The following is a 20,725-nucleotide window of genomic DNA, read 5'->3' as shown; positions in this document are numbered from 1 at the left end:
TCTGTTGTATATTAATTGTATGATATAATAAACTATTATAATGTTTTATAGAAGTGCAATAGTAAAGATTTAAATGTATTAGAAAAAGGGGTGTAAATAATGGAAAATCTTATACAGATAAAAAAACTTTCCTTTTGCTATGAAAATGAAGAGGGTGACAAGTATAAAGCTATAGATGATTTTAGTTTAAATATAAAAAAAGGTGAATTTGTTGTAATAATAGGGCACAATGGTTCTGGAAAATCAACACTTTCAAAAAATATGAATGCTATACTAAAGCCTACTGAAGGAGATATAATTGTAAATGGAATGAATACAAAAGATGCAGATAAAATGTGGGATATAAGACAGACTGCAGGAATGGTATTTCAGAATCCAGACAACCAGATAGTTGCTACAATAGTTGAAGAGGATGTAGCATTTGGGCCAGAAAACTTAGGAATAGAGCCGGCAGAGATAAGAAGAAGAGTAGAAGAATCTCTAAAGAGTGTAGGAATGTACGAATTTAAAGATAGACAGCCACACTTACTTTCTGGAGGACAGAAACAGAGAGTTGCAATAGCTGGAATAATAGCTATGAAGCCTGAATGCATAATATTCGATGAGGCTACAGCAATGCTAGATCCATCTGGTAGAAAAGAAGTAATGAAAACAATAAAAAAATTAAATAAAGAAGAAAATATAACTGCAATACACATAACTCACTTTATGGAAGAGGCTGTAGAAGCTGACAGAGTTATAGTTATGGAAAAGGGTAAAAAAGTATTAGAAGGGACTCCACGAGAAGTATTTAAAGAGATAGACAGACTTAAAAAAATAGGTCTTGATGTGCCTTGTATGACTGAAATATCTCACATGCTAAATAAAGAGGGATTAAAAATAAGAGAAGATATATTAACAGTGGATGAAATGGTGAATGAATTATGTCTATTAAAGTAAGAAACTTAACATACATATACGATGAGGGGATGCCATTTGAAAACAGAGCCATAGACGATATATCCTTTGATATAGAGGATAATGACTTTGTTGGACTAATTGGACACACAGGCTCAGGGAAATCTACACTTATACAGCATTTAAATGGACTTCTAAAGCCTTCATTAGGTAGCATATACATAAATAACTTTGAAATAACTCAGAAGGATATAAACCTAACTGAAATAAGAAAAAGAGTAGGGGTAGTATTTCAGTATCCAGAATATCAGCTATTTGAAGAAACAATAGAAAAAGATATAGCATTTGGTCCGGGAAATATGGGATTAGATCAAGAGGAAATAACTAAAAGAGTAAAAGCTTCTATGGAAGCTGTTGGACTAGACTACGAAAAATACAGAGAAAAATCTCCATTTGAACTATCTGGTGGACAGAAGAGAAGGGTTGCAATAGCTGGAGTAATAGCTATGGATCCAGAAGTATTAATACTTGATGAACCAACTGCAGGACTAGATCCAGGTGGTAGAGAAGAAATATTTGAACTTATAAAAAAACTACACAGAGAAAGAAATATAACTGTAATACTATCATCTCACAGTATGGATGATATGGCTAAATTAGTCAAAACACTTATAGTAATGAATAAAGGGAAAATAGAATTTATGGGAAATCCTAGAGAGGTATTCAACAACAATGCCCATAGACTAAAAGAAATAGGTCTAGATATCCCACAGGTTCTAGAATTAGCGATTAAATTAAAAGAAAAAGGCTTCGATATTAGACAGGATATAATAACTCCTGAAGAAGCTAAAAACGAAATACTAAGAGTGATAGGAGGTAGAAAATAATGTTAAAAGATATAACTGTCGGTCAATTCTATCCATCATCATCTCCTATACACAAACTAGATGCAGGTTTAAAATTAATAGCTACGATATTATTTATGATATCGATATTTATGATAAACAAAGCGCCGATATATATAGGGGTATTTGTCGTTTTAATAATACTTACTGTAATGTCAAAAATACCGGTAAAATTTATTCTAAAAGGATTAAAACCTCTTAGATGGATAATACTATTCACGTTTATTGTGAATATGTTCTGCATACCTGGTGAAAAAATATGGTCATTTGGATTTTTAGCGATAACTAGAGAAGGTGTCAGACAGGCGATATTTATGTCTATAAGACTTGCAATGCTTATAGTGGGTACATCATTATTAACACTTACAACATCTCCTATAGCTCTTACAGACGGTATAGAGAGGGTATTAAATCCATTTAAGAAAATAGGCTTCCCTGTGCATGAGCTTGCAATGATAATGACTATAGCACTTAGATTCATACCAACACTACTAGACGAAACTGATAAGATAATGAAGGCTCAGATGTCTAGAGGTGCAGATTTTGAAAGTAAGAAGCTTATAAACAGAGCGAAGAGTCTTGTTCCACTTTTAGTACCACTATTTGTAAGTGCATTTAGAAGAGCTGATGAGCTTGCTATGGCAATGGAAGCTAGATGCTATAGAGGTGGAGACAATAGAACAAAAATGAAGGAAACTGTAATAGGTAAAAGCGAGTATATTGCTACAGTACTTATAATAATCTACATGGCTCTTATAGCTGCATCAAGATACGTATTATAATAGTTTTGCCTATTTGGAGGACTAGATGAGAAATATAAAAATAACCGTTCAATACAACGGAGCAAATTATTGTGGTTGGCAAGAGCAGCCAAACTCTCCTGGAATACAGGGAAATATTGAATATGCAATAAAGGAAATAACAGGTGAGAAAGTAAAAATAAACGGTTCAGGAAGAACTGATGCTGGAGTACATGCACTTGGGCAGGTAGCAAACTTCAAAATAGAATCTCAAATACCTGTAAATAGAATACCAGATGCATTAAATTCTAAGCTGCCAAAAGACATCTCTATAATAGATGCCGAGGAAGTGGAAGATGAATTTCATGCGAGATATAGTGCAAAAGGTAAAATATACAAATATTTAGTGTATAATAGTAGATACCGCAATCCTATCTTGAAAGATATATCGTATCAAGTAAAATATGATTTAGACTTTGAAAAGATGAAAAAAGAAGCAGAATCACTTATTGGAACATATGATTTCTGTGGTTTTATGAGTAGCGGATCTTCCGTAAAAGACACTGTAAGAACGATAAAAAGCGTTAAAATAGAAAAACAAGATGACTTAATTGTATTTGAATTTGAAGGAAATGGATTCCTTTACAATATGGTCAGAATTCTTTCTGGTACGCTCATAGATATCGGAAGGGGAAGAATAACAGAAAGCCTGGAGGATATAATAAAATCTAAGGACAGATCAAAAGCAGGTCATACAGCGCCTGGACACGCATTATTCCTCAAAAAAGTTTTTTATTAATCTTGACACTTTTCGGTTATAGTCGTATAATATACAAGAATGTGTTAATAAGTCCACTTTGCCCCGGACTTGACATAAACGGAAAAATATTTTTAAAGGAAAAAAGTTAAGGAGGGACAGATATGAAAAGTTATATAGCTAAACCAGCAGACGTAAAAAGAAACTGGTACTTAGTTGACGCTGAAGGAAAAACTTTAGGTCGTTTAGCAACTGAAGTTGCAACATTATTAAGAGGGAAACATAAACCAACATTTACACCACACGTGGACGGAGGAGACTTCGTAGTAGTTGTAAATGCATCAAAAGTAGTTTTAACAGGTAAAAAATTAGATCAGAAATACTACAGATACCACACAGGTTATGTAGGTGGTTTAAAAGAAATATCATACAGAGAAATGATGGCTAAAAAACCTGAAGAAGTTGTAGCTCACGCAGTTAGCGGTATGTTACCAAAAAATAAATTAAGAAGCAGAATGATGACTAGATTAAGAGTATTCGCTGGTGCTGAACATAATCATGCAGCTCAGAATCCAGAAGTAATAGAATTTTAATTAGGTGAAAGGAGGAGTTATCATGGCAAATGTACAGTACATAGGAACAGGAAGAAGAAAACATTCTGTAGCTAGAGTTAGATTAGTTGCAGGTGAAGGAAATATAACAGTAAATGGTAGAGCGTTAGATGAATATTTCAACTACGAAACATTAATAAGAGACGTTAAACAGCCATTAGTATTAACTGAAACTGAAAATAAATTTGACGTTATAGTAAAAGTTGAAGGTGGAGGATTCACTGGACAGGCTGGTGCTATAAGACACGGTATATCTAGAGCTTTATTAAAAGCTGACGAAGATTTAAGACCTGCTTTAAAGAAAGAAGGATTCTTAACTAGAGATGCTAGAATGAAAGAAAGAAAGAAATACGGTTTAAAAGCTGCCAGAAGAGCTCCACAGTTCTCAAAAAGATAGTTTTTACGTATTATATTGTGCAAGAAATCCCGAGATATTTTATCTCGGGTTTTTTTATGCTCAAATTATACTAGAATTAAAAAATGTTCTTAAAGAAAATGGCTTTGTAGTTGGAGCTATGGTAGCTGCAATAGCAGAGCACTCAATAGCTAGAAATTTAGCAGCAGGTAGACCTGATAAATCAGATGAAGAAGAATTTAAAAAATTCTCTGAAGAAATAAAAGCTAAATTTGAAAATGGAGAAATAAATACGGAACTAATGCCTAAGGGAAATATTCCTTACAAAGAATGGAAAGGATCTGTGTTAAAACCAGAAGCGAATGAAAACTGTGTAGAATGTGGATTATGTGCACAGAAATGTCCAGTAGGTGCAATACCTATGGATAATCCTAAAACTGTGGATAAAGATGTATGCATGGCTTGTATGAGATGTATAAAAGTATGTCAAACAGGTGCTAGAGTATTGGATGAAACTATGAAGGCTGGTCTTGTTGATAAACTTACAACAATGTGCACAGAAAGAAAAGAAAATGAACTTATGATATAAAAGTAATGAATGGTGCTTTATAGCAGGTGTTTTAAGCATTTGCAGCAGCACTTTTTTGTATAAAAACATATTGTTATCATAAAAAAGTATATTTAAATATAGAAGAGATAGAATTAATAGGATATAAGAATAATAAAATAATTCTTTAATTATTTAGAATTTTTTAAAAATAAACTTGAAATAAATTAATTGTTACTAATTTATTTTTTGAATTATATTTGAATTTTTTATTTTTATGATGTATAATGATGGCGAAAAAACCTTATTTAATAATTTATAAAAAGAATTTCAATTATTATTTTAATTATAGATTTATTATTTTTGGACATAATTATTAAATTCAGAGTAAAAATAATAAGTCGCAAAATAGGGGAGGTAGATTATGTTAGGAAATACTAAAGCTAAAAGTCAAGGATTATGCAAGTATTGTGGTAAAAAACTTGCAGCAAATGAAATGTTGGAGCACTTATCAGAGTGTAAAAATAGGGAGATAAAAGTTTATGATTCAAAAAGAAAAAAAGAAGGTTTTTTCGATATTTTAATAACTTCAAAATCAAATGAAGACTACTGGATGATAATAGAAGTTAGTGAAAAAACGATGTTAAAAGAAATAGACACATTTTTAAGAGAAATATGGGTAGGGAATGAGGATTGTCTAAGTGAATTTAAAATTGAAAATATAAAATATAAATATCTTCCAAGTAGAAGAACTCTATATGTTGAACCAAATCAAAGTATGTATCACACAGTAAAAAATATTTTGGAAGAAGGAAAAACGTTTGATTATACTTATGCTGAAAGTAAGTATACAAAAATAGAGTTAAATGTATTTAAGTATAGGGAAGGAATAAGACACGAAGAAGAGGATATAGTACTACTATCTAGAAATATTTCTCCAAAGATGACATGTTGCAAATGTAGACAAAATCAAGCTATTTGGGTTGATTCAGAGATGTATTCTTTAGGATATGATGCTTTTTGGTGTGAAGAATGTAGAGAAGAAATCAGAAAGAATGCTAGTATAAAAGAGTGGGAGCTGTTAGATAATTTATTACCTATTTGCAATTCACCTAGGATGGGAATTGATGATTATGAAGGTAGCGACTTTTATGCAGATGAGTTTAAAACTGATTTAGATAGAGAATTAGTCAAAGAAAATGAGCCTAAAAAAGTAAAAAAAGATACTATTGAAAAATTTAAAATAAATCAAGATGATGTTTATTACGCCATAGATGAATGGGAAAATAACCAAATACAATTTGAAGATTTAGAAGTGGAAAGAGATTTAGCTACATTAAAAGAGTGGGAGGAATTGTATCTTGAAGCTGAAAAGATAAAAAGGTTTAAAGTATGGGACTATTTATGTGATTTTGAAATAATATCTCTAAAGAGGAAGGGTAAAGAACCTATCTTTTATAGTATATTAGGTGAAGAAGGAAAAGAATATGGCGTAGATGTATATGAGGGATATGATGATTTTAAAACATTTATGATGGATTGCTATTCTGAAGAACTCAATATATCAAAAAATTATGTTAAAGCTTTTAAACGCAATCTAGCATGCCGTTGGGGGAATTTAGAGGAACTTTCACAAGAACAGCTAGAGATTATAAAAAAACTAGAATCTAAATACAACGGCAAAAAAAATTGGCTTTATTTTTTGTCATTTGAAGAAGGGTATAGTCCATGCAATCTTGAAAGAGATGAAGTAATACGTATGACGAAATATTTAAAAGATCTTGGAATAATTCTAGAAAAATTTATTGGGAAATTTATGAGTAATGTTGATGTAGATTTTGATGAGATAATGTGTGTAGAATATATAGAAGAAAAGGACGATTGGAAGCTATATAAAGAAAAAAATCCACTAGAATTCTATAAGCTATCTAAAATAAAAGAAGAAGATAGAAACAAACTAAATATATTAACGTCAACTCCAAAGGTTGATTCAATTTTAGATATAGATATAATACCTTTAAGAAGGGTTGTAAATGATAAAAAATACAGTAAACCTTTAACTCCGTCTATATATGGAATGGTAGATGTAAGAACTGGAAATTTAATAAGTAATAAAATTTCTGATCCTAATGAAGATGTTGAGGATCTACTTGCAAAAGAAGTAATAAGATTTATAGATGAAATTGGAAGACCTAGAGAAATAAGAACATCAAATATGCTGATAGAATCAAAATTATATGATATGTGTGATAAGTTAGATATAGATTTAAAATTAAAGAAAAGTTCAAATGTAGGGAAAAAATTTGGTGAATACATAATGTACAGAAAAGAAATAGATACTAAGCTATTAAACTAATAAGACACATAAAGAAAAAACACCTTCGAAATCGAAGGTGTTTTTCTATTATTTTAAAAGTAATTAGTTTAAAGATTGTTCAGTAATTGAGTAAGAACCCAATTGTTATGATTTTTTAGATAATAAATTCCCTGATTTGCGGTAATAACACTATCGGATACCTCTCTAAAAGTCATAGAAGCATTGCGGAATTCATCTGCTTCGTGTCTAGTTGTAAAAATAATTGATTTATTTATAGAACCAGTAATTAAAAGAAGTTCCATATCATCCTCTGATTTTATTCTAGAATGAGGTATATCAGTGTGTTTTTTCATATAGCTTATATGTGTATCAAGCACATATACATCCTCTTTTGCGTTTACAATATCATTCATTGTAACAGTATCTTTTCCAGCTAGCTCGTGATTTTTTGGGATCATTATGCCAAAAGGACAAGAGCGAACAAGCTTACTGCCTATGTTTTCGGGAAGTTCTAAAGTCTGTGATACATACGCTAGAATAATATCGTATTTACCACTCAATAGATAATCGGCATAATAAGCATCCTGGCATCTATCAAAAATAATATCGACGTTTGGGTATTTTGATTTTAAAGCAGATACTGCAGGGTCTAAAATATTAAGAGAACTGAATCCGTACATACCTATAGTCAACTTACCTTTTGAGTACATTGAACTAAACTTTGTTTTCATAACCGCATCTTCATACGCTTTCAAAATTTTTACTACTTCTTTGTAGAAGATTTCTCCTTGAGGAGTTAATGATACATTTCTACTATTTCTAATAAATAATTCTGTACCCAATTCCTCTTCGAGGTTTTGAATATGATGACTTATTGCGGGTTGAGCGATGTGACATTCTTTAGCTGCCTTTGTAAAATTTTTGTTACGTGCAACACTTTCAAAATAATGTAGTTTCTCAATTTTCATACTTAATCACCAATTAAAAAATTTGTTTTTTAGTAGATATAGCAGATACTTTATTTAAATATTTAATAATAAGAATATCTAACTATAAGAAAACATATATACTATTTATTATAAATGAAAATATCAGAAAATACAAAAGAATTTTAAGTCCAATAGAAAAAATCATATATATATATATATGTTATATATAAAAAATCTATAGATAGAAAAAAATAATATAATAGAATACTGTATAATATCGAAAATCATATTGACAAAACGTAAAAAAATATATAAAATAATTAGTTTAGGGTTGACTTAAAAATGGATTTGTGCTATTATGTAAACATAGAAAAATTGGGAAGGTGATATGATGGCAACAGTTCAGACTTTAGAAAACATAAAAACTACTCTTGAAAAGCATATAGGCAAAAGAGTGCAGCTAAAGGCTAATAAGGGAAGAAAACAGATTGTCACAAAAAGAGGAGTACTTGAGGAAGCATATCCAAGTGTATTCATAGTAAGAGTAGACGATGGAGCTAATGGTTCATCTAGAATTTCTTATAGTTATTCAGATTTACTTACTTCTAATGTGAAATTACAGGTAATAAAAGCAAAATCTGAAGAAGATCGCAAAGTAAGCTAGGAACAAGATTTGAAAATTATAGAGTAAAAAATCTACAGTATACGATAAATAATCTATACTGTATAATTTTTTTGAGCGAAATTTAATTATGTAACTCAAATTTGATTTATAGAATAGGGAATTGTATATTATATACACAATTCCCTATTTTTTGTAGTATAATTAATTATATAAATTATTTATTTGCAAAATATGTCGGAGGATAGTGAAATGAAGGTTAAATGTAGAGCTAAAATAAATTTATCTATAGATGTACTTGGAAAGCTTCCAAATGGATATCATCTTGTTGAAATGATAATGCAGTCGATTGATTTATACGATATTCTCGACATAAAAGAGCGAAATGATGGAAAAATAATACTTAAAAGCAAGAGTAAAGAAATACCACTTAATGAAAATAATATAGTATATAAAGCAGCAAAACTCCTAAAAGAAAAAACAGGGGTAACAAAAGGAGCTGAAATTTTCATAGATAAGAGAATACCAGTTGCAGCAGGTATGGCTGGGGGGAGCACAAATGCTGCTGGAACTTTAGTAGCGCTTAATGATATATGGGAATTGGGGCTTAGTGAAAATCAACTAAAAGAAATAGGGTTTGAACTTGGTGCTGATGTTCCGTTCTGCATATCTGGAGGTGCGGTACTAGCAGAAAATTTAGGTGAACAACTTACAAATATAAAAGGTTTAAATGAAGATATTTTTGTGCTAGTATGTAAGCCTGAATTATTTGTATCTACAAAAGAAGTGTATGGTAAACTAGATATGTCTAATGTATCCAAAAGACCGGATAATAAATATCTTATAGAATGTCTTAAAGATGATAAAATAGATGAACTTGCAAAAAATATGTGTAATGTCTTAGAATCTGTGACATCTTTAATGCATCCAGAGATAGAAGATATAGAAAATATTATGAAAAGAAGTGATGTTCTAGGAACTATGATGAGTGGAAGTGGACCTACAGTATTTGGACTGTTTGATTCACAGAATAAGGCTGAAAAAGCAAAAGAAGAATTATTAGATAAATACAGACAAGTGTATCTTGTTAGAAGTGCTGAAAGGGGAATTGAATTAAATGGAAAATTTAACTAAATTAAATTTAGATAACTATAAACCACTTAGAGATGTTGTTTTTGAAAGTTTGAGAAAGGCTATAGTAGAAGGAAGTCTAAAACCTGGTCAAAGACTTATGGAAGTTCAGTTAGCAGAACAGCTAGGAGTAAGTAGAACACCTGTAAGAGAAGCGATAAGAAAATTAGAACTAGAAGGATTTGTTATAATGCTTCCTAGAAAAGGTGCGTATGTAGCTGATATGTCTGTTAAAGATATAATAGATGTATTAGAAGTTAGATCTGCATTAGAAGGTCTTGCAGCAAATTTAGCAGCAGAAAGAATGGATGAAAAAGAAGTAGAAAATTTAAAAGAAATATCAGAGTCACTTAATGTTGCAATGGAAGGTGGAAACCTTGATGAAATTCTTAAAAAAGATGTAGAATTCCATCAGTGTATATTTGAAGCAGCTGGAAATAAAAAGCTTACTCAGATGATAAACTCTCTTTGGGAACAGGTATATAGATTTAGAGCAGGATATATGTCTGATAAAAATGCAATGATAGGTATAAAAGAAGAACATGCTCATCTTATAGACGCTATAGTAAGTGGTGATGGAGAAAGAGCATCTAAATGTGCTAAAAATCATATAGAAAGAGCAGAACAGTATATGATAGATAAAGCGGATAGAATATAAGGTATTAATCGATAAGGAGATTTATTATGGATAAAAGAGGAATCGGTGTTTTTGATTCTGGATTAGGAGGTCTTACAGTATTAAAAGAAATTAAAAAGATACTTCCTAATGAAGACCTGGTATATTTTGGAGATACTGCTAGAGTACCATATGGTCCTAGATCTAAAGAAACGATAATGAAATATACTTTTCAAGCGATAAATTTCTTACTAACAAAAGATGTAAAAGCTATAGTAATCGCTTGTAATACAGCTACAGCTAGAAGTTTAGTTGAAGCACAAGAAAAGTATGACATACCTATAATAGGTGTTATAGAGGCTGGTGCTAGAACAGCTGCAGCATCTACAAAGAATGGTAAGGTTGGTATTATAGGAACTGAAGGGACTATAAAATCAAAGGCATACAATACTGAAATCAAAAAAATAGATAAAAGAATAAAAGTATACGGTAAGGCTTGTTCTTTATTTGTACCTATAGTAGAAGAAGGTTGGGCAAATACTGAAGTTGCTAGACTTACTGCAAAAGAATATTTAAAAGATCTTGAAGAAAAAGGAGTGGACTCTATAGTACTTGGATGTACTCATTATCCACTATTAAAAAGAACTATAGGTGAGGAGGTAGGGATGGAAGTTAAACTTGTAAACCCTGCTAGAGAAACAGCAATAGACCTAAAAAATATACTTATAGAAAGAAATCTTTTAAATACAAAAGAGGAGCTTGGGGAATGTAAATACTTTGTATCAGATATAAACGTAAAATTCCCGTCTATAGCCAGAGAATTTTTAAAAACTAAAATAGAAGTTGAAAAAGTAGAGATACAGAGATATTAAATTTATTATAAGCGAGGAAATATAGTGAGTAATAAAATAATAATAAAAACAAAACAGTACGATGTCGACGGAAATATGGACACTATAGAGCTAAAAGCGTATGGTCAGATTATAGAAAAAAATGGTAGTATCTATATCAAGTACAATCAAAAGGAAGAAGATATGGAAGTGAAAAATACCATAAAAATATCAGAAGACTGTATAAAGGTTATAAAATCTGGAAGTGTAAATTCTACAATGACATTTACTAAGGGCAATAAGCATACAAACAAATACGCAACGCCACAGGGAATATTTTTAATAGATACTAAGGTAAACGACTTTAAAATCTCAAATGGAGAAAAGAAATTAGAAGTACATTTGGATTATATGATAGAAATCCAAAATATGTTTGCTGGAAGAAATAAAATGATTATCAAAGTTGAAAAATAATTAAATTAAAAAAATAAGAGAATAATTTTTATAAGGTAGCGAAAAAGCTACCTTTTATTGCATTTATTTGGTATTATTATACTTAGGCGATTTATATAATAATATAAATCATTTGTTTACGACAAAATTTAAAAAGAGGTAGTAAATATGATATTTGACAGAGTTGTTGATACTATAGATAAACACAATATGATATCGTATGGAGATAAAATAATAGTTGGACTTTCAGGAGGACCCGATTCAGTTTGTCTTCTTCATATATTAAATAGATTAAAAGAATCGAGAAATTTAAAGATATATGCAGCACACCTAAATCATCAGATAAGAGGTATTGAAGCACAAAAGGATGCGCTATTTGTATCTGAGCTTTGTGACTCTCTTGAAATACCTGTATTTATAAAATCTGTAGATGTCCCAAAATATTGTGAAGAAAAAGGACTTTCTTTAGAAGAAGGTGCTAGAAATATAAGATATGATATGTTCTATGAGATAAAAAGAAGAACAGGAGCTAATAAAATAGCTATAGGACATAACATGAATGACCAGGCAGAAACAGTTATGATGAGAATTATGAGAGGAACTGGTCTGCAAGGTTTAAGAGGAATAGAATATACTAGAGAAAATGGTATAATTAGACCAATATTAGATATAGAAAGAAAGGATATAGAAGCTTATTGCGAGCAGCATGAGTTACATCCTAAAATAGATCAGACTAATCTAGAAAGTATATACACAAGAAATAGAATTAGATTAGAGCTTTTACCTTATATGCAGGAACATTTTAATAGTAATGTAGTAGAGTCTATAGTAAGACTTAGTAACAGTATGAAGAGCGACGGTGACTATTTGGATTCTGAAGCTATGAAAGCATACGATGAGGTAGCTACATTAGACGATAAAGCTGTAGAGGTAAATGTAGAAAAGTTATCTGGATACCATGAAGCTATACAGAGTAGAATAATAAGATATGCTATAAAAGATGTACTAGGTGATACAAACTTTGTAGATCAGAAGCATATTGAAGATGTTATGCAACTTATAGATACATCAAAAAATGGGAAAATGTTAAATCTTCCTAGAGGGGTATTTGCATATAGAAGAGCAGATAGTATACTATTTACATTAGAAGAAATAAAAGAAGATGAGATAGAATACAGCTATCATGTACCTAAGGATGGATTTATAAAAATAAAAGAGTTGGGTATATTAGTCGATTCTGACGTTATAACTATTGAAAAATATAGAAGCCTTAAAAAAGATTCATCTGTAAAAGCCGTTGATTTTGATAAGATAAAAGGGGGTATAACTGTAAGGAATAGACAGCCAGGGGATAAGATTAAGTTAAAAGGTGGAACTAAAAAGATAAAAGATTTATTTATAGATCTGAAGATACCTAGAGAAATGAGAAATAGAGTTCCAATTGTTGTTGACGAGGAAGAGGTAATTCTTGCTGGTGAATACAGAATGAATGAAAATTATAAAATTGATGAAAATACAAAAAAAGTGCTTAAACTCAGCATAAAAAAACTGTAGGACCTTAAAGAGGGGAGGAAATTTAATTTGAAAAAAATGCTAAGAGGAATTGTATTTTACGTTCTAATGTTAGCTATAATAGTAGGCGTTATTCAGTTTACTGGAAAAGAAGTAGAAGAAGTAAAAGAAATTCCGTTTTCAAAAGTATATAAAGAACTTAATGAAGGGGATATAGCCTCAATATATTTTGTAGATGATACATCTGTTGAGGGCGTGCTAAAGGATAAGACAAAATTCAAATCTTACATACCATCAGAAGTAAGAAGTGAACAATTTGCAGATAAAGTTTTAGAACAGTCAAAACAGAATAAGCTAGTAATAGATGGTGAGCCTGAACCTACAACACCTTGGTTTATATCAATGCTTCCAACATTTATAATGCTTATATTCCTAGGAATACTTTGGTTCAGCTTTATGAATCAGTCTCAGGGCGGCGGAGGCAAAGTTATGAACTTTGGAAAATCTAAAGCCAAATTACACAAAGATGGAGATGGAGAAAAAGTAACATTTAACGATGTTGCTGGTCTTCAGGAAGAAAAAGAGGATTTACAGGAAGTTGTAGATTTCTTGAAAAATCCTAAAAAATACACACAACTTGGTGCTAGAATACCAAAAGGTATACTTATGGTAGGACCTCCAGGTACAGGTAAAACATTCTTATCAAAAGCAGTAGCCGGAGAAGCTGGAGTACCGTTCTTCAGTATAAGTGGTTCTGATTTCGTTGAAATGTTTGTTGGGGTAGGTGCATCTAGGGTTAGATCATTATTTGAAGATGCTAAGAAAAATGCTCCAGCAATAATATTCATAGACGAAATAGATGCTGTTGGTAGAAAAAGAGGTGCTGGTCTAGGTGGAGGACACGACGAAAGAGAACAGACACTTAACCAGTTACTAGTTGAAATGGACGGTTTCGGAATTAATCAGGGTATAATAATAATGGCTGCAACAAACAGACCTGATATATTAGACCCTGCACTTTTAAGACCAGGTAGATTCGATAGACAGGTTGTTGTTGGAACTCCTGATGTTAAAGGTAGAGAAGCTATATTTAAAGTTCATTCAAGAAAGAAACCTCTAGCAGACGATGTTAGATTAGACGTATTAGCTAAGAGAACACCAGGATTTACTCCTGCAGATATAGAAAACCTTATGAATGAAGCAGCTATATTAACTGCTAGAAAAGGTGAAAAGAAAATAAGAATGGCTACAATAGAAGAATCTATAACTAAGGTTATAGTTGGTGTAGCTAAAAAATCAAGAGTAATAAGCGATAAAGAAAAGAGACTTACTGCTTACCATGAAGCAGGACATGCTGTATGTGCTCACCTATTAGAAAATGTAAGCCCAGTACATCAGGTAACAATAATACCTAGAGGTATGGCTGGTGGATTTACAATGCAGCTACCTATAGAAGATAAATACTTTGCTACTAAGAGAGATATGGAAGAAAATATAATCGTTATGCTTGGTGGTAGAGTAGCTGAAGAGTTAGTTCTTAAAGATATATCTACTGGAGCTTCTAATGACCTTGAAAGAGTTAGTCAGACAGCTAGAGATATGGTTAAGAAATATGGTATGAGTGCTAAGATAGGACCTATGACATTTGACAGCGAAGGTGAGGTATTCTTAGGAAATAGTATATCAAACACTAGAACATACTCAGAAGAAGTTGCAAATGAAATAGATGTAGAAATAAGAAATATTATAATAGGTGCTTACGAAATGACTAAGAAAATCCTATCAGAAAATATGGATAAATTAGAAAATGTAGCACAGGCACTTCTAGTATACGAAACACTAGATGCAGAAGAATTTGTAAAAGCTATAGAAGGAACTCTTCCTCTAGATGTTGATTTAAATGAAGTAGAAGAAGCTAAAAAAAGAGAAGCCGGCGCTATAGATTACAAAGCTGACTTTGTAGAAGTTAAAGACGAAACAACAGAAGAAGAAAATTCTAAAGTTGCAGAAGTAGTTGAAGAAAACAACGACGATGCTTCTGATAAAGTAGAAGAAAAAGAAGAAAACACTTCTGATGAAGAGTAAATCTATAAATAAAAAGATAAATTAGGGGGAAGGTGGATACCTTCCCTTTTTTGTACATGAATTATTTGCAATTGTTTTATGATTTGTGAAAAGGGAGAAAAGAAATGAGCAAGGATAATAGAAAAAGAATAATAGAGATGTTATCAAATTCTGGAGAAGAATTTATATCTGGAGAAAGTATATCTAAGGAGCTTGGAATTTCTAGAGCTGCTGTATGGAAGCATATAAATTATTTAAAGGAAAATGGATACGAGATAGAGGCGATAAATAAAAAGGGATATAGGATTGTAGATGTAAATTCAGATGTTATAATACCAGAGCAGATAACTGCAAATCTAGATACTAAATTTGTAGGTCAGAATATAAGATATTTTCACGAACTTGACTCTACAAACAATTACGCTAAGGAAAAGTTTGAGGAGTTAGAAGATGGTTCTCTAGTTATTTCTGAATCTCAGACAGCTGGAAAAGGAAGACTTGGCAAAAATTGGCAGTCAAATCCAGGTGAAGGTATATGGATGAGTACGGTATTAAAGCCAGATATACCAGTATATAAGGCGCCATTTTTAACTTTAGTTGCTGGTGCAGCTATACTTAATGCTTTTAGAAATCTAGGTGTAGATGCAAAGATAAAGTGGCCTAATGATATTGTATTAAATGGCAAAAAAATATGTGGAATACTCACAGAAATGGTAGCAGAAGTGGAAAAAGTAGGCTGTGTAGTTATAGGTATGGGAATAAATGTAAATACTATGTTATTTCCCGGGGAATTATCTGAAAAAGCTACTTCTCTAAAAAAAGAGGGATTTGAGGTTAAAAAATCAGATATAATAAGGGAAATTATGCATGAATTTGAAAAACTTTATATTCCGTATATAGAGTATGGAAGTAGAGATGAGATAATAGGTGTTTGTAGAAAACACTCTGTACTTATAGGAAAAGATGTATACATTATAAAAAAAGAGCATAGAGAGAAAGTGTACTGTATGGATATAAGTGATGATGGAAATCTTATAGTAAAACATGTGGATGGAGAGATAGAAGAGATTATATCTGGAGAAGTATCTGTAAGAGGACAAAATGGTTATATTTAATTACTTTGTATACAAGATTATTGACATTGATATAGTCGAGTTGTAAAATAACTTTATGCTAGGGAGAGATTTAAGAGAAAATAATCTGATATAAATAAGAATACGAAAGAAGGATAGAATTAATGTTATTGGTATTTGATGTGGGAAATACAAATATGGTTTTAGGACTATATGATGGAGATAAACTTGAAAAACATTGGAGAATTCATACAGATAAATATAAAACTTCAGATGAATATGGAATGCTTATAAAAGATTTATTCAGACATTATGATTTAAAAATAGAGGATATAGATGATGTTATAATATCTTCTGTTGTGCCTGATGTTATGCATTCTTTAGAAAATTTTGCTAGAAAATACTGCGATAAAGAGGCTATGGTAGTAGGTCCTGGAATAAAAACAGGGCTTAATATAAAATATGATAATCCAAGACAGGTTGGAGCAGATAGAATAGTAAACGCTGTTGCAGCTATAGAGAAATACGGATATCCATTAATAATAGTCGATTTTGGAACAGCTACAACATTCTGTGCAATATCTGAATCAGGAGAATATCTAGGAGGAACAATAGCGCCAGGAGTTAAGATTTCAAGTGAAGCTTTATTCCAGAGAGCATCTAAACTTCCTAGAGTAGAGCTTATAAAACCGGGTACAGTAATAGCAAAAAATACTGTTTCTGCAATGCAGTCTGGTCTTATATACGGGTATGTAGGTCTTGTAGATAAGATAATTGAAATGATGAAGGAAGAGTTAAAAAATCCCGATGTAAAAGTAGTAGCTACAGGAGGTCTTGCTGGACTTATATCGTCTGAAACAGATAGTATAGATGAGATAGATAAATTCCTTACATTAGAAGGTCTTAGAATGATATACGAAAAAAATAAAGAAAATGACTTATAGAATGAATTTTATAGATTGGAGGTGCTTTAATAGTATCTCTAATTTTTTTTATCTACTTGAGGTGTGTGTTATTGAAGAATAGTAGAGTTTTGTGTTAATATAATACCATTGACTTTAAGAAAAATAGATTTAAATAGAAAGGAAGTGTAATATGAGAATAGATGATGTAGTCCTAGAAAATGAAGTTTTTTTAGCCCCTATGGCAGGAGTTACTGATTTAGCATTTAGACTTATATGCAAGGAATACGGTAGTGGGCTTTTATATACAGAGATGATAAATGCAAAGGCTCTTTGTTATGATGATGAAAAGACAAAGGGAATGCTTAAAATAGAGGAGGAAGAGCATCCTGTTGCTGTACAGATATTTGGTTCTGAGCCAGAATTTATAGCCGGTGCAACAGAGATTTTAAACGAACATTCAAATGAGATACTTGATATAAATATGGGATGTCCTGCTCCAAAAGTTGTAAAAAATGGAGATGGATCAGCTTTAATGAAAACTCCTGAGCTTGCAGCAAAAGTTATAGAGGCAGCAGCAAAGAAATCTAAGAAACCTGTTACAGTTAAGTTTAGAAAAGGTTGGGATGAAGATAGTATAAATGCTGTAGAGTTTGCTAAGATGGCAGAGGCAAGTGGTGCTCAGGCTATAACTATTCATGGTAGAACTAGAGCTCAGTATTATTCAGGAACTGCTGACTGGGACATAATAGAGGAAATAAAAAATGCGGTTAAAATTCCTGTTATAGGGAATGGAGATATAGTGACTATTGAGGATGCTATAAATATAAGAAAAAAGACTGGATGCGATGCGATAATGATAGGTCGTGGAGCACAGGGAAATCCTTGGATATTCAATAGAATAAATCATTATATGAAAACTGGTGAGATACTTCCAGAGCCAACTGCAGAGGAAAAGATAAGAACTGCTATAAAACACTTTAACCTTGCAATTAAAGAGGATGGAGAGTATGTAGCTGTTAGAGAAATGAGAAAACATTTAGGTTGGTATTTAAAGGGAATGAAAAAATCTGCTAGGCTTAGAGATGAAATAAATAAGCTAGAATCAGCAGATGAAGTTGTAGGTAGATTAGAGGCATATATAGCTGAATCCTTGACATAATGCGAATATTAGCCTATAATATAGCGGATAAAGTAAAATAATGGAGATTTAATACCCATTTAAAATAAATAGAAAATTTAATAACATTTACGATAAGGAGTTTAATAAGAAAAATGGAAGCAAATAAAGAAATATTATTAACTCAGGAAGGTTTTGACAAACTAGAAGCTGAGCTTGAAGAATTAAAAATAGTTGGTAGAAAAGATGTTGCCGAAAAATTAAAAGTAGCTATATCATACGGGGATTTATCAGAAAATGCTGAGTACGATGAAGCTAAAAAAGAACAGGCAGAATTAGAAGAAAAAATATTAAAAATAGAAAACATGATAAGAAAAGCAACTATAATAGATGAAGAATCTATAGATTTAAGTAAAGTAACTGCTGGATCAATAGTAAAACTTTACGATTATGATTTTGAAGAAGAAGTTACTTACACAATAGTTGGTTCAACAGAAGCAGATCCATTTGCAGGTAAGATATCAAATGAATCTCCAATAGGAAAAGCTATATTAGGAAAATCTGAAGGTGATGAAGTAGAAGTTCAGGTTCCAGATGGAGTAGTTAAATACAAAATACTATCAATAAGCAGATAATAAATTTATAAATAGTAAATATAAGCAATACAAAATATAAATGGAGGTGCACTATGAGCAATAATAAAAATACTGAAGCAAATGTAGAAATGACTAGTGAAGAATTAAGTGAAGTGCTTCAGGTAAGAAGAGATAAACTAGCTAATTTACAGGAAATGGGAAGAGATCCATTCAAGGAAAGTAGATACGATAGAACTCATTACTCTGTACAGGTAAAAGAAGGTTTCGAAGCTTTAGAAGGAGAAACTGTTAAGATTGCTGGACGTATGATGAGCAAGAGAATACAGGGTAAAGCAGGATTCATAGATATACAGGATGCTGAAGGTAGAATACAGTCTTATGTTAGAAAAGATAGATTAGGTGATGAAGAATACACTATATTCAAAACTTATGATATAGGTGATATAGTTGGTATAGAAGGTGAAGTATTCATAACTAAAAGAGGAGAAATATCAGTAAAAGCAGATAAAGTTACTTTATTATCTAAATCTTTACAGATATTACCAGAAAAATACCATGGATTAAAAGACCAGGAATTAAGATATAGACAGAGATATGTTGACCTTATAGTTAATCCAGAAGTTAAGGATGCATTCATAACAAGAACTAAAGCTCTTAAAGCTTTAAGATCTTACTTAGATGAAAGAGGATTCTTAGAAGTTGAAACACCAATATTAAATACTATAGCTGGTGGAGCAAACGCTAGACCTTTCATAACTCACCACAATACTTTACATATACCAATGTATTTAAGAATAGCTAACGAATTATATCTAAAAAGATTAATAGTTGGTGGATTTGATAAAGTTTACGAAATGGGAAGAATGTTCAGAAATGAAGGTATGGACATGAAACACAACCCAGAATATACAGCAATAGAATTATACCAGGCATATGCTGACTACACAGATATGATGGAAATAACTGAAAATCTTATAGCTCATATGGCAGAAGTTGCTACAGGAAGCACAAAAATAGTTTACCAGGGTAAAGAAATAGACTTCAAACCACCTTGGAGAAGAATGACTATGATAGACTGTGTTAAAGAATTCTCTGGAGTAGACTTCAATGAAATAAATACAGATGAAGAAGCTATAGCTATAGCTAAAGAAAAAGGTATAGAAATAAAACCTGGAATGAGAAGAGGGGAAATAATAGCTGAATTCTTTGAAGAATTTGGTGAAGATAAATTAGTGCAGCCTACATTTATAACTCAGCATCCAGTTGAAATATCTCCATTATCTAAGAGAAATAATGAAGATCCAAGACTTACTGACAGATTTGAAGCATTTGCTAATGGTTGGGAGCTTGCTAATGCATTCTCTGAACTTAATGACCCAATCGACCAGAAAGGTAGATTTATGGACCAGTTAAGAAAGAAAGAGCTTGGAGATGACGAAGCTTGTGATATGGATGAAGATTTCTTAAATGCTCTTGAAGTAGGTCTTCCTCCAACAGGTGGACTAGGAATAGGTATAGATAGAGTTATAATGCTTCTTACTGATTCATCATCAATAAGAGATGTATTATTATTCCCTACTATGAAACCAATAGAAAAACAGGAAGAATCTGCTGAATAATAAAATTGATTTGTTTGATTGAAATTAATATTTATAAAATTTGACAGATAGGACTATTTAACTTTATTGTTAAGTAGTCCTTTTTTAGTATGACGGGCATGCTATTAATCTGTGGTGAAAGTCCATAAA

General features: G+C 31.4%; 21 protein-coding genes. 20 read left to right on the top strand and 1 reads right to left on the bottom strand.

The window, feature by feature from the left end; all coding sequences use genetic code 11:
* Positions 1 to 99 precede the first annotated feature (99 nt).
* The 8 genes from DWX74_RS08615 (at position 100) to DWX74_RS08580 (ending at position 7,168) form a co-directional block, all read left to right on the top strand.
* A complete protein-coding gene (locus DWX74_RS08615; protein ID WP_118549606.1) occupies positions 100 to 939 on the top strand; it encodes an energy-coupling factor transporter ATPase in 840 nt (279 codons plus the stop codon).
* Positions 924 to 1,784: an energy-coupling factor transporter ATPase gene (locus DWX74_RS08610; RefSeq protein WP_118549605.1), complete on the top strand. Its 861-nt coding sequence runs from the start codon at positions 924 to 926 to the stop codon at positions 1,782 to 1,784. The genes DWX74_RS08615 and DWX74_RS08610 overlap by 16 nt, the downstream gene beginning before the upstream one ends.
* On the top strand, positions 1,784 to 2,584 hold the full coding sequence (locus tag DWX74_RS08605) for an energy-coupling factor transporter transmembrane component T family protein (RefSeq protein WP_118549604.1): 801 nt from the start codon (positions 1,784 to 1,786) through the stop codon (positions 2,582 to 2,584). Before DWX74_RS08610 ends, DWX74_RS08605 begins: the two co-directional genes overlap by 1 nt.
* 25 nt (positions 2,585 to 2,609) lie before the next feature.
* The gene (truA, locus tag DWX74_RS08600) at positions 2,610 to 3,341 is read left to right on the top strand and encodes a tRNA pseudouridine(38-40) synthase TruA (protein WP_118549603.1); all 732 of its coding nucleotides are present in this window, start codon (positions 2,610 to 2,612) and stop codon (positions 3,339 to 3,341) included.
* A 122-nt stretch (positions 3,342 to 3,463) separates the two neighbouring features.
* Positions 3,464 to 3,892, top strand: a complete 429-nt coding sequence (rplM, locus tag DWX74_RS08595; RefSeq protein WP_006440531.1) for a 50S ribosomal protein L13 — start codon at positions 3,464 to 3,466, stop codon at positions 3,890 to 3,892.
* Positions 3,893 to 3,914: 22 nt separating this feature from the next.
* Complete coding sequence (rpsI, locus tag DWX74_RS08590) at positions 3,915 to 4,307, top strand: 30S ribosomal protein S9 (protein ID WP_040410595.1); 393 nt, start codon at positions 3,915 to 3,917, stop codon at positions 4,305 to 4,307.
* Positions 4,308 to 4,425: 118 nt separating this feature from the next.
* Complete coding sequence (locus tag DWX74_RS08585; protein ID WP_286164288.1) at positions 4,426 to 4,854, top strand: 4Fe-4S binding protein; 429 nt, start codon at positions 4,426 to 4,428, stop codon at positions 4,852 to 4,854.
* Between the two features lie 382 nt (positions 4,855 to 5,236).
* Entirely contained in the window at positions 5,237 to 7,168 is a 1,932-nt protein-coding gene (locus tag DWX74_RS08580; protein ID WP_118549602.1) for a DUF7309 domain-containing protein, read from the top strand.
* Positions 7,169 to 7,236: 68 nt separating this feature from the next.
* Here the strand turns inward: DWX74_RS08580 and DWX74_RS08575 are convergent, their stop codons facing one another.
* Positions 7,237 to 8,097 (bottom strand): LysR family transcriptional regulator, encoded by an 861-nt coding sequence (locus tag DWX74_RS08575; RefSeq protein WP_118549601.1) that lies wholly within the window; start codon positions 8,095 to 8,097, stop codon positions 7,237 to 7,239.
* Between the two features lie 352 nt (positions 8,098 to 8,449).
* Between DWX74_RS08575 and DWX74_RS08570 the strand changes: the two genes are divergently transcribed.
* The 12 genes from DWX74_RS08570 to lysS all read left to right on the top strand — a co-directional run bounded on the left by DWX74_RS08570 (position 8,450) and on the right by lysS (position 20,596).
* Positions 8,450 to 8,722 carry a Veg family protein gene (locus tag DWX74_RS08570; protein WP_118549600.1) on the top strand — a complete coding sequence of 91 codons (273 nt, stop codon included), beginning with the start codon at positions 8,450 to 8,452 and terminating at the stop codon, positions 8,720 to 8,722.
* 210 nt (positions 8,723 to 8,932) lie between these two features.
* Positions 8,933 to 9,814, top strand: a complete 882-nt coding sequence (ispE, locus tag DWX74_RS08565) for a 4-(cytidine 5'-diphospho)-2-C-methyl-D-erythritol kinase (RefSeq protein ID WP_243411976.1) — start codon at positions 8,933 to 8,935, stop codon at positions 9,812 to 9,814.
* Positions 9,798 to 10,469, top strand: coding sequence for a GntR family transcriptional regulator (locus DWX74_RS08560; protein WP_006440538.1), 672 nt, complete (start codon positions 9,798 to 9,800; stop codon positions 10,467 to 10,469). Before ispE ends, DWX74_RS08560 begins: the two co-directional genes overlap by 17 nt.
* A gap of 26 nt (positions 10,470 to 10,495) precedes the next feature.
* Positions 10,496 to 11,299, top strand: a complete 804-nt coding sequence (murI, locus tag DWX74_RS08555) for a glutamate racemase (protein WP_118549598.1) — start codon at positions 10,496 to 10,498, stop codon at positions 11,297 to 11,299.
* A gap of 24 nt (positions 11,300 to 11,323) precedes the next feature.
* Positions 11,324 to 11,731 carry a DUF1934 domain-containing protein gene (locus DWX74_RS08550; protein WP_118549597.1) on the top strand — a complete coding sequence of 136 codons (408 nt, stop codon included), beginning with the start codon at positions 11,324 to 11,326 and terminating at the stop codon, positions 11,729 to 11,731.
* Positions 11,732 to 11,878: 147 nt separating this feature from the next.
* Positions 11,879 to 13,264 (top strand): tRNA lysidine(34) synthetase TilS, encoded by a 1,386-nt coding sequence (gene tilS / locus DWX74_RS08545; RefSeq protein WP_118549596.1) that lies wholly within the window; start codon positions 11,879 to 11,881, stop codon positions 13,262 to 13,264.
* Positions 13,265 to 13,291: 27 nt separating this feature from the next.
* On the top strand, positions 13,292 to 15,307 hold the full coding sequence (gene ftsH, locus DWX74_RS08540) for an ATP-dependent zinc metalloprotease FtsH (RefSeq protein ID WP_199647629.1): 2,016 nt from the start codon (positions 13,292 to 13,294) through the stop codon (positions 15,305 to 15,307).
* Between the two features lie 104 nt (positions 15,308 to 15,411).
* Positions 15,412 to 16,401, top strand: coding sequence for a biotin--[acetyl-CoA-carboxylase] ligase (locus DWX74_RS08535; RefSeq protein ID WP_118549595.1), 990 nt, complete (start codon positions 15,412 to 15,414; stop codon positions 16,399 to 16,401).
* Between the two features lie 122 nt (positions 16,402 to 16,523).
* Positions 16,524 to 17,303 carry a type III pantothenate kinase gene (locus tag DWX74_RS08530; protein ID WP_006440544.1) on the top strand — a complete coding sequence of 260 codons (780 nt, stop codon included), beginning with the start codon at positions 16,524 to 16,526 and terminating at the stop codon, positions 17,301 to 17,303.
* A gap of 151 nt (positions 17,304 to 17,454) precedes the next feature.
* Positions 17,455 to 18,423, top strand: coding sequence for a tRNA dihydrouridine synthase DusB (dusB, locus tag DWX74_RS08525; protein WP_006440545.1), 969 nt, complete (start codon positions 17,455 to 17,457; stop codon positions 18,421 to 18,423).
* Between the two features lie 113 nt (positions 18,424 to 18,536).
* A complete protein-coding gene (gene greA / locus DWX74_RS08520; RefSeq protein WP_006440546.1) occupies positions 18,537 to 19,016 on the top strand; it encodes a transcription elongation factor GreA in 480 nt (159 codons plus the stop codon).
* A gap of 53 nt (positions 19,017 to 19,069) precedes the next feature.
* On the top strand, positions 19,070 to 20,596 hold the full coding sequence (gene lysS, locus DWX74_RS08515) for a lysine--tRNA ligase (RefSeq protein ID WP_118549594.1): 1,527 nt from the start codon (positions 19,070 to 19,072) through the stop codon (positions 20,594 to 20,596).
* Positions 20,597 to 20,725: the final 129 nt, after the last annotated feature.

It is taken from the genome of Peptoclostridium sp. AF21-18, from assembly GCF_003478825.1.
Taxonomy (GTDB): Bacteria; Bacillota; Clostridia; order Peptostreptococcales; family Peptostreptococcaceae; genus Peptacetobacter.
This window is presented reverse-complemented; position numbering and strand designations above follow the sequence as displayed.

Bases quoted from the DNA above. Each gene is read 5' to 3' on its own strand.
- ispE (WP_243411976.1), top strand. From the start codon at position 8,933: ATGAAGGTTAAATGTAGAGCTAAAATAAATTTATCTATAGATGTACTT.
- dusB (WP_006440545.1), top strand. From the start codon at position 17,455: ATGAGAATAGATGATGTAGTCCTAGAAAATGAAGTTTTTTTAGCCCCT.
- DWX74_RS08615 (WP_118549606.1), top strand. From the start codon at position 100: ATGGAAAATCTTATACAGATAAAAAAACTTTCCTTTTGCTATGAAAAT.
- DWX74_RS08585 (WP_286164288.1), top strand. From the start codon at position 4,426: ATGGTAGCTGCAATAGCAGAGCACTCAATAGCTAGAAATTTAGCAGCA.
- murI (WP_118549598.1), top strand. From the start codon at position 10,496: ATGGATAAAAGAGGAATCGGTGTTTTTGATTCTGGATTAGGAGGTCTT.
- truA (WP_118549603.1), top strand. From the start codon at position 2,610: ATGAGAAATATAAAAATAACCGTTCAATACAACGGAGCAAATTATTGT.
- rpsI (WP_040410595.1), top strand. From the start codon at position 3,915: ATGGCAAATGTACAGTACATAGGAACAGGAAGAAGAAAACATTCTGTA.
- DWX74_RS08610 (WP_118549605.1), top strand. From the start codon at position 924: ATGTCTATTAAAGTAAGAAACTTAACATACATATACGATGAGGGGATG.
- DWX74_RS08560 (WP_006440538.1), top strand. From the start codon at position 9,798: ATGGAAAATTTAACTAAATTAAATTTAGATAACTATAAACCACTTAGA.
- DWX74_RS08535 (WP_118549595.1), top strand. From the start codon at position 15,412: ATGAGCAAGGATAATAGAAAAAGAATAATAGAGATGTTATCAAATTCT.
- DWX74_RS08570 (WP_118549600.1), top strand. From the start codon at position 8,450: ATGGCAACAGTTCAGACTTTAGAAAACATAAAAACTACTCTTGAAAAG.
- lysS (WP_118549594.1), top strand. From the start codon at position 19,070: ATGAGCAATAATAAAAATACTGAAGCAAATGTAGAAATGACTAGTGAA.
- DWX74_RS08530 (WP_006440544.1), top strand. From the start codon at position 16,524: ATGTTATTGGTATTTGATGTGGGAAATACAAATATGGTTTTAGGACTA.
- DWX74_RS08605 (WP_118549604.1), top strand. From the start codon at position 1,784: ATGTTAAAAGATATAACTGTCGGTCAATTCTATCCATCATCATCTCCT.
- DWX74_RS08575 (WP_118549601.1), bottom strand. From the start codon at position 8,097: ATGAAAATTGAGAAACTACATTATTTTGAAAGTGTTGCACGTAACAAA.
- greA (WP_006440546.1), top strand. From the start codon at position 18,537: ATGGAAGCAAATAAAGAAATATTATTAACTCAGGAAGGTTTTGACAAA.
- tilS (WP_118549596.1), top strand. From the start codon at position 11,879: ATGATATTTGACAGAGTTGTTGATACTATAGATAAACACAATATGATA.
- rplM (WP_006440531.1), top strand. From the start codon at position 3,464: ATGAAAAGTTATATAGCTAAACCAGCAGACGTAAAAAGAAACTGGTAC.
- DWX74_RS08580 (WP_118549602.1), top strand. From the start codon at position 5,237: ATGTTAGGAAATACTAAAGCTAAAAGTCAAGGATTATGCAAGTATTGT.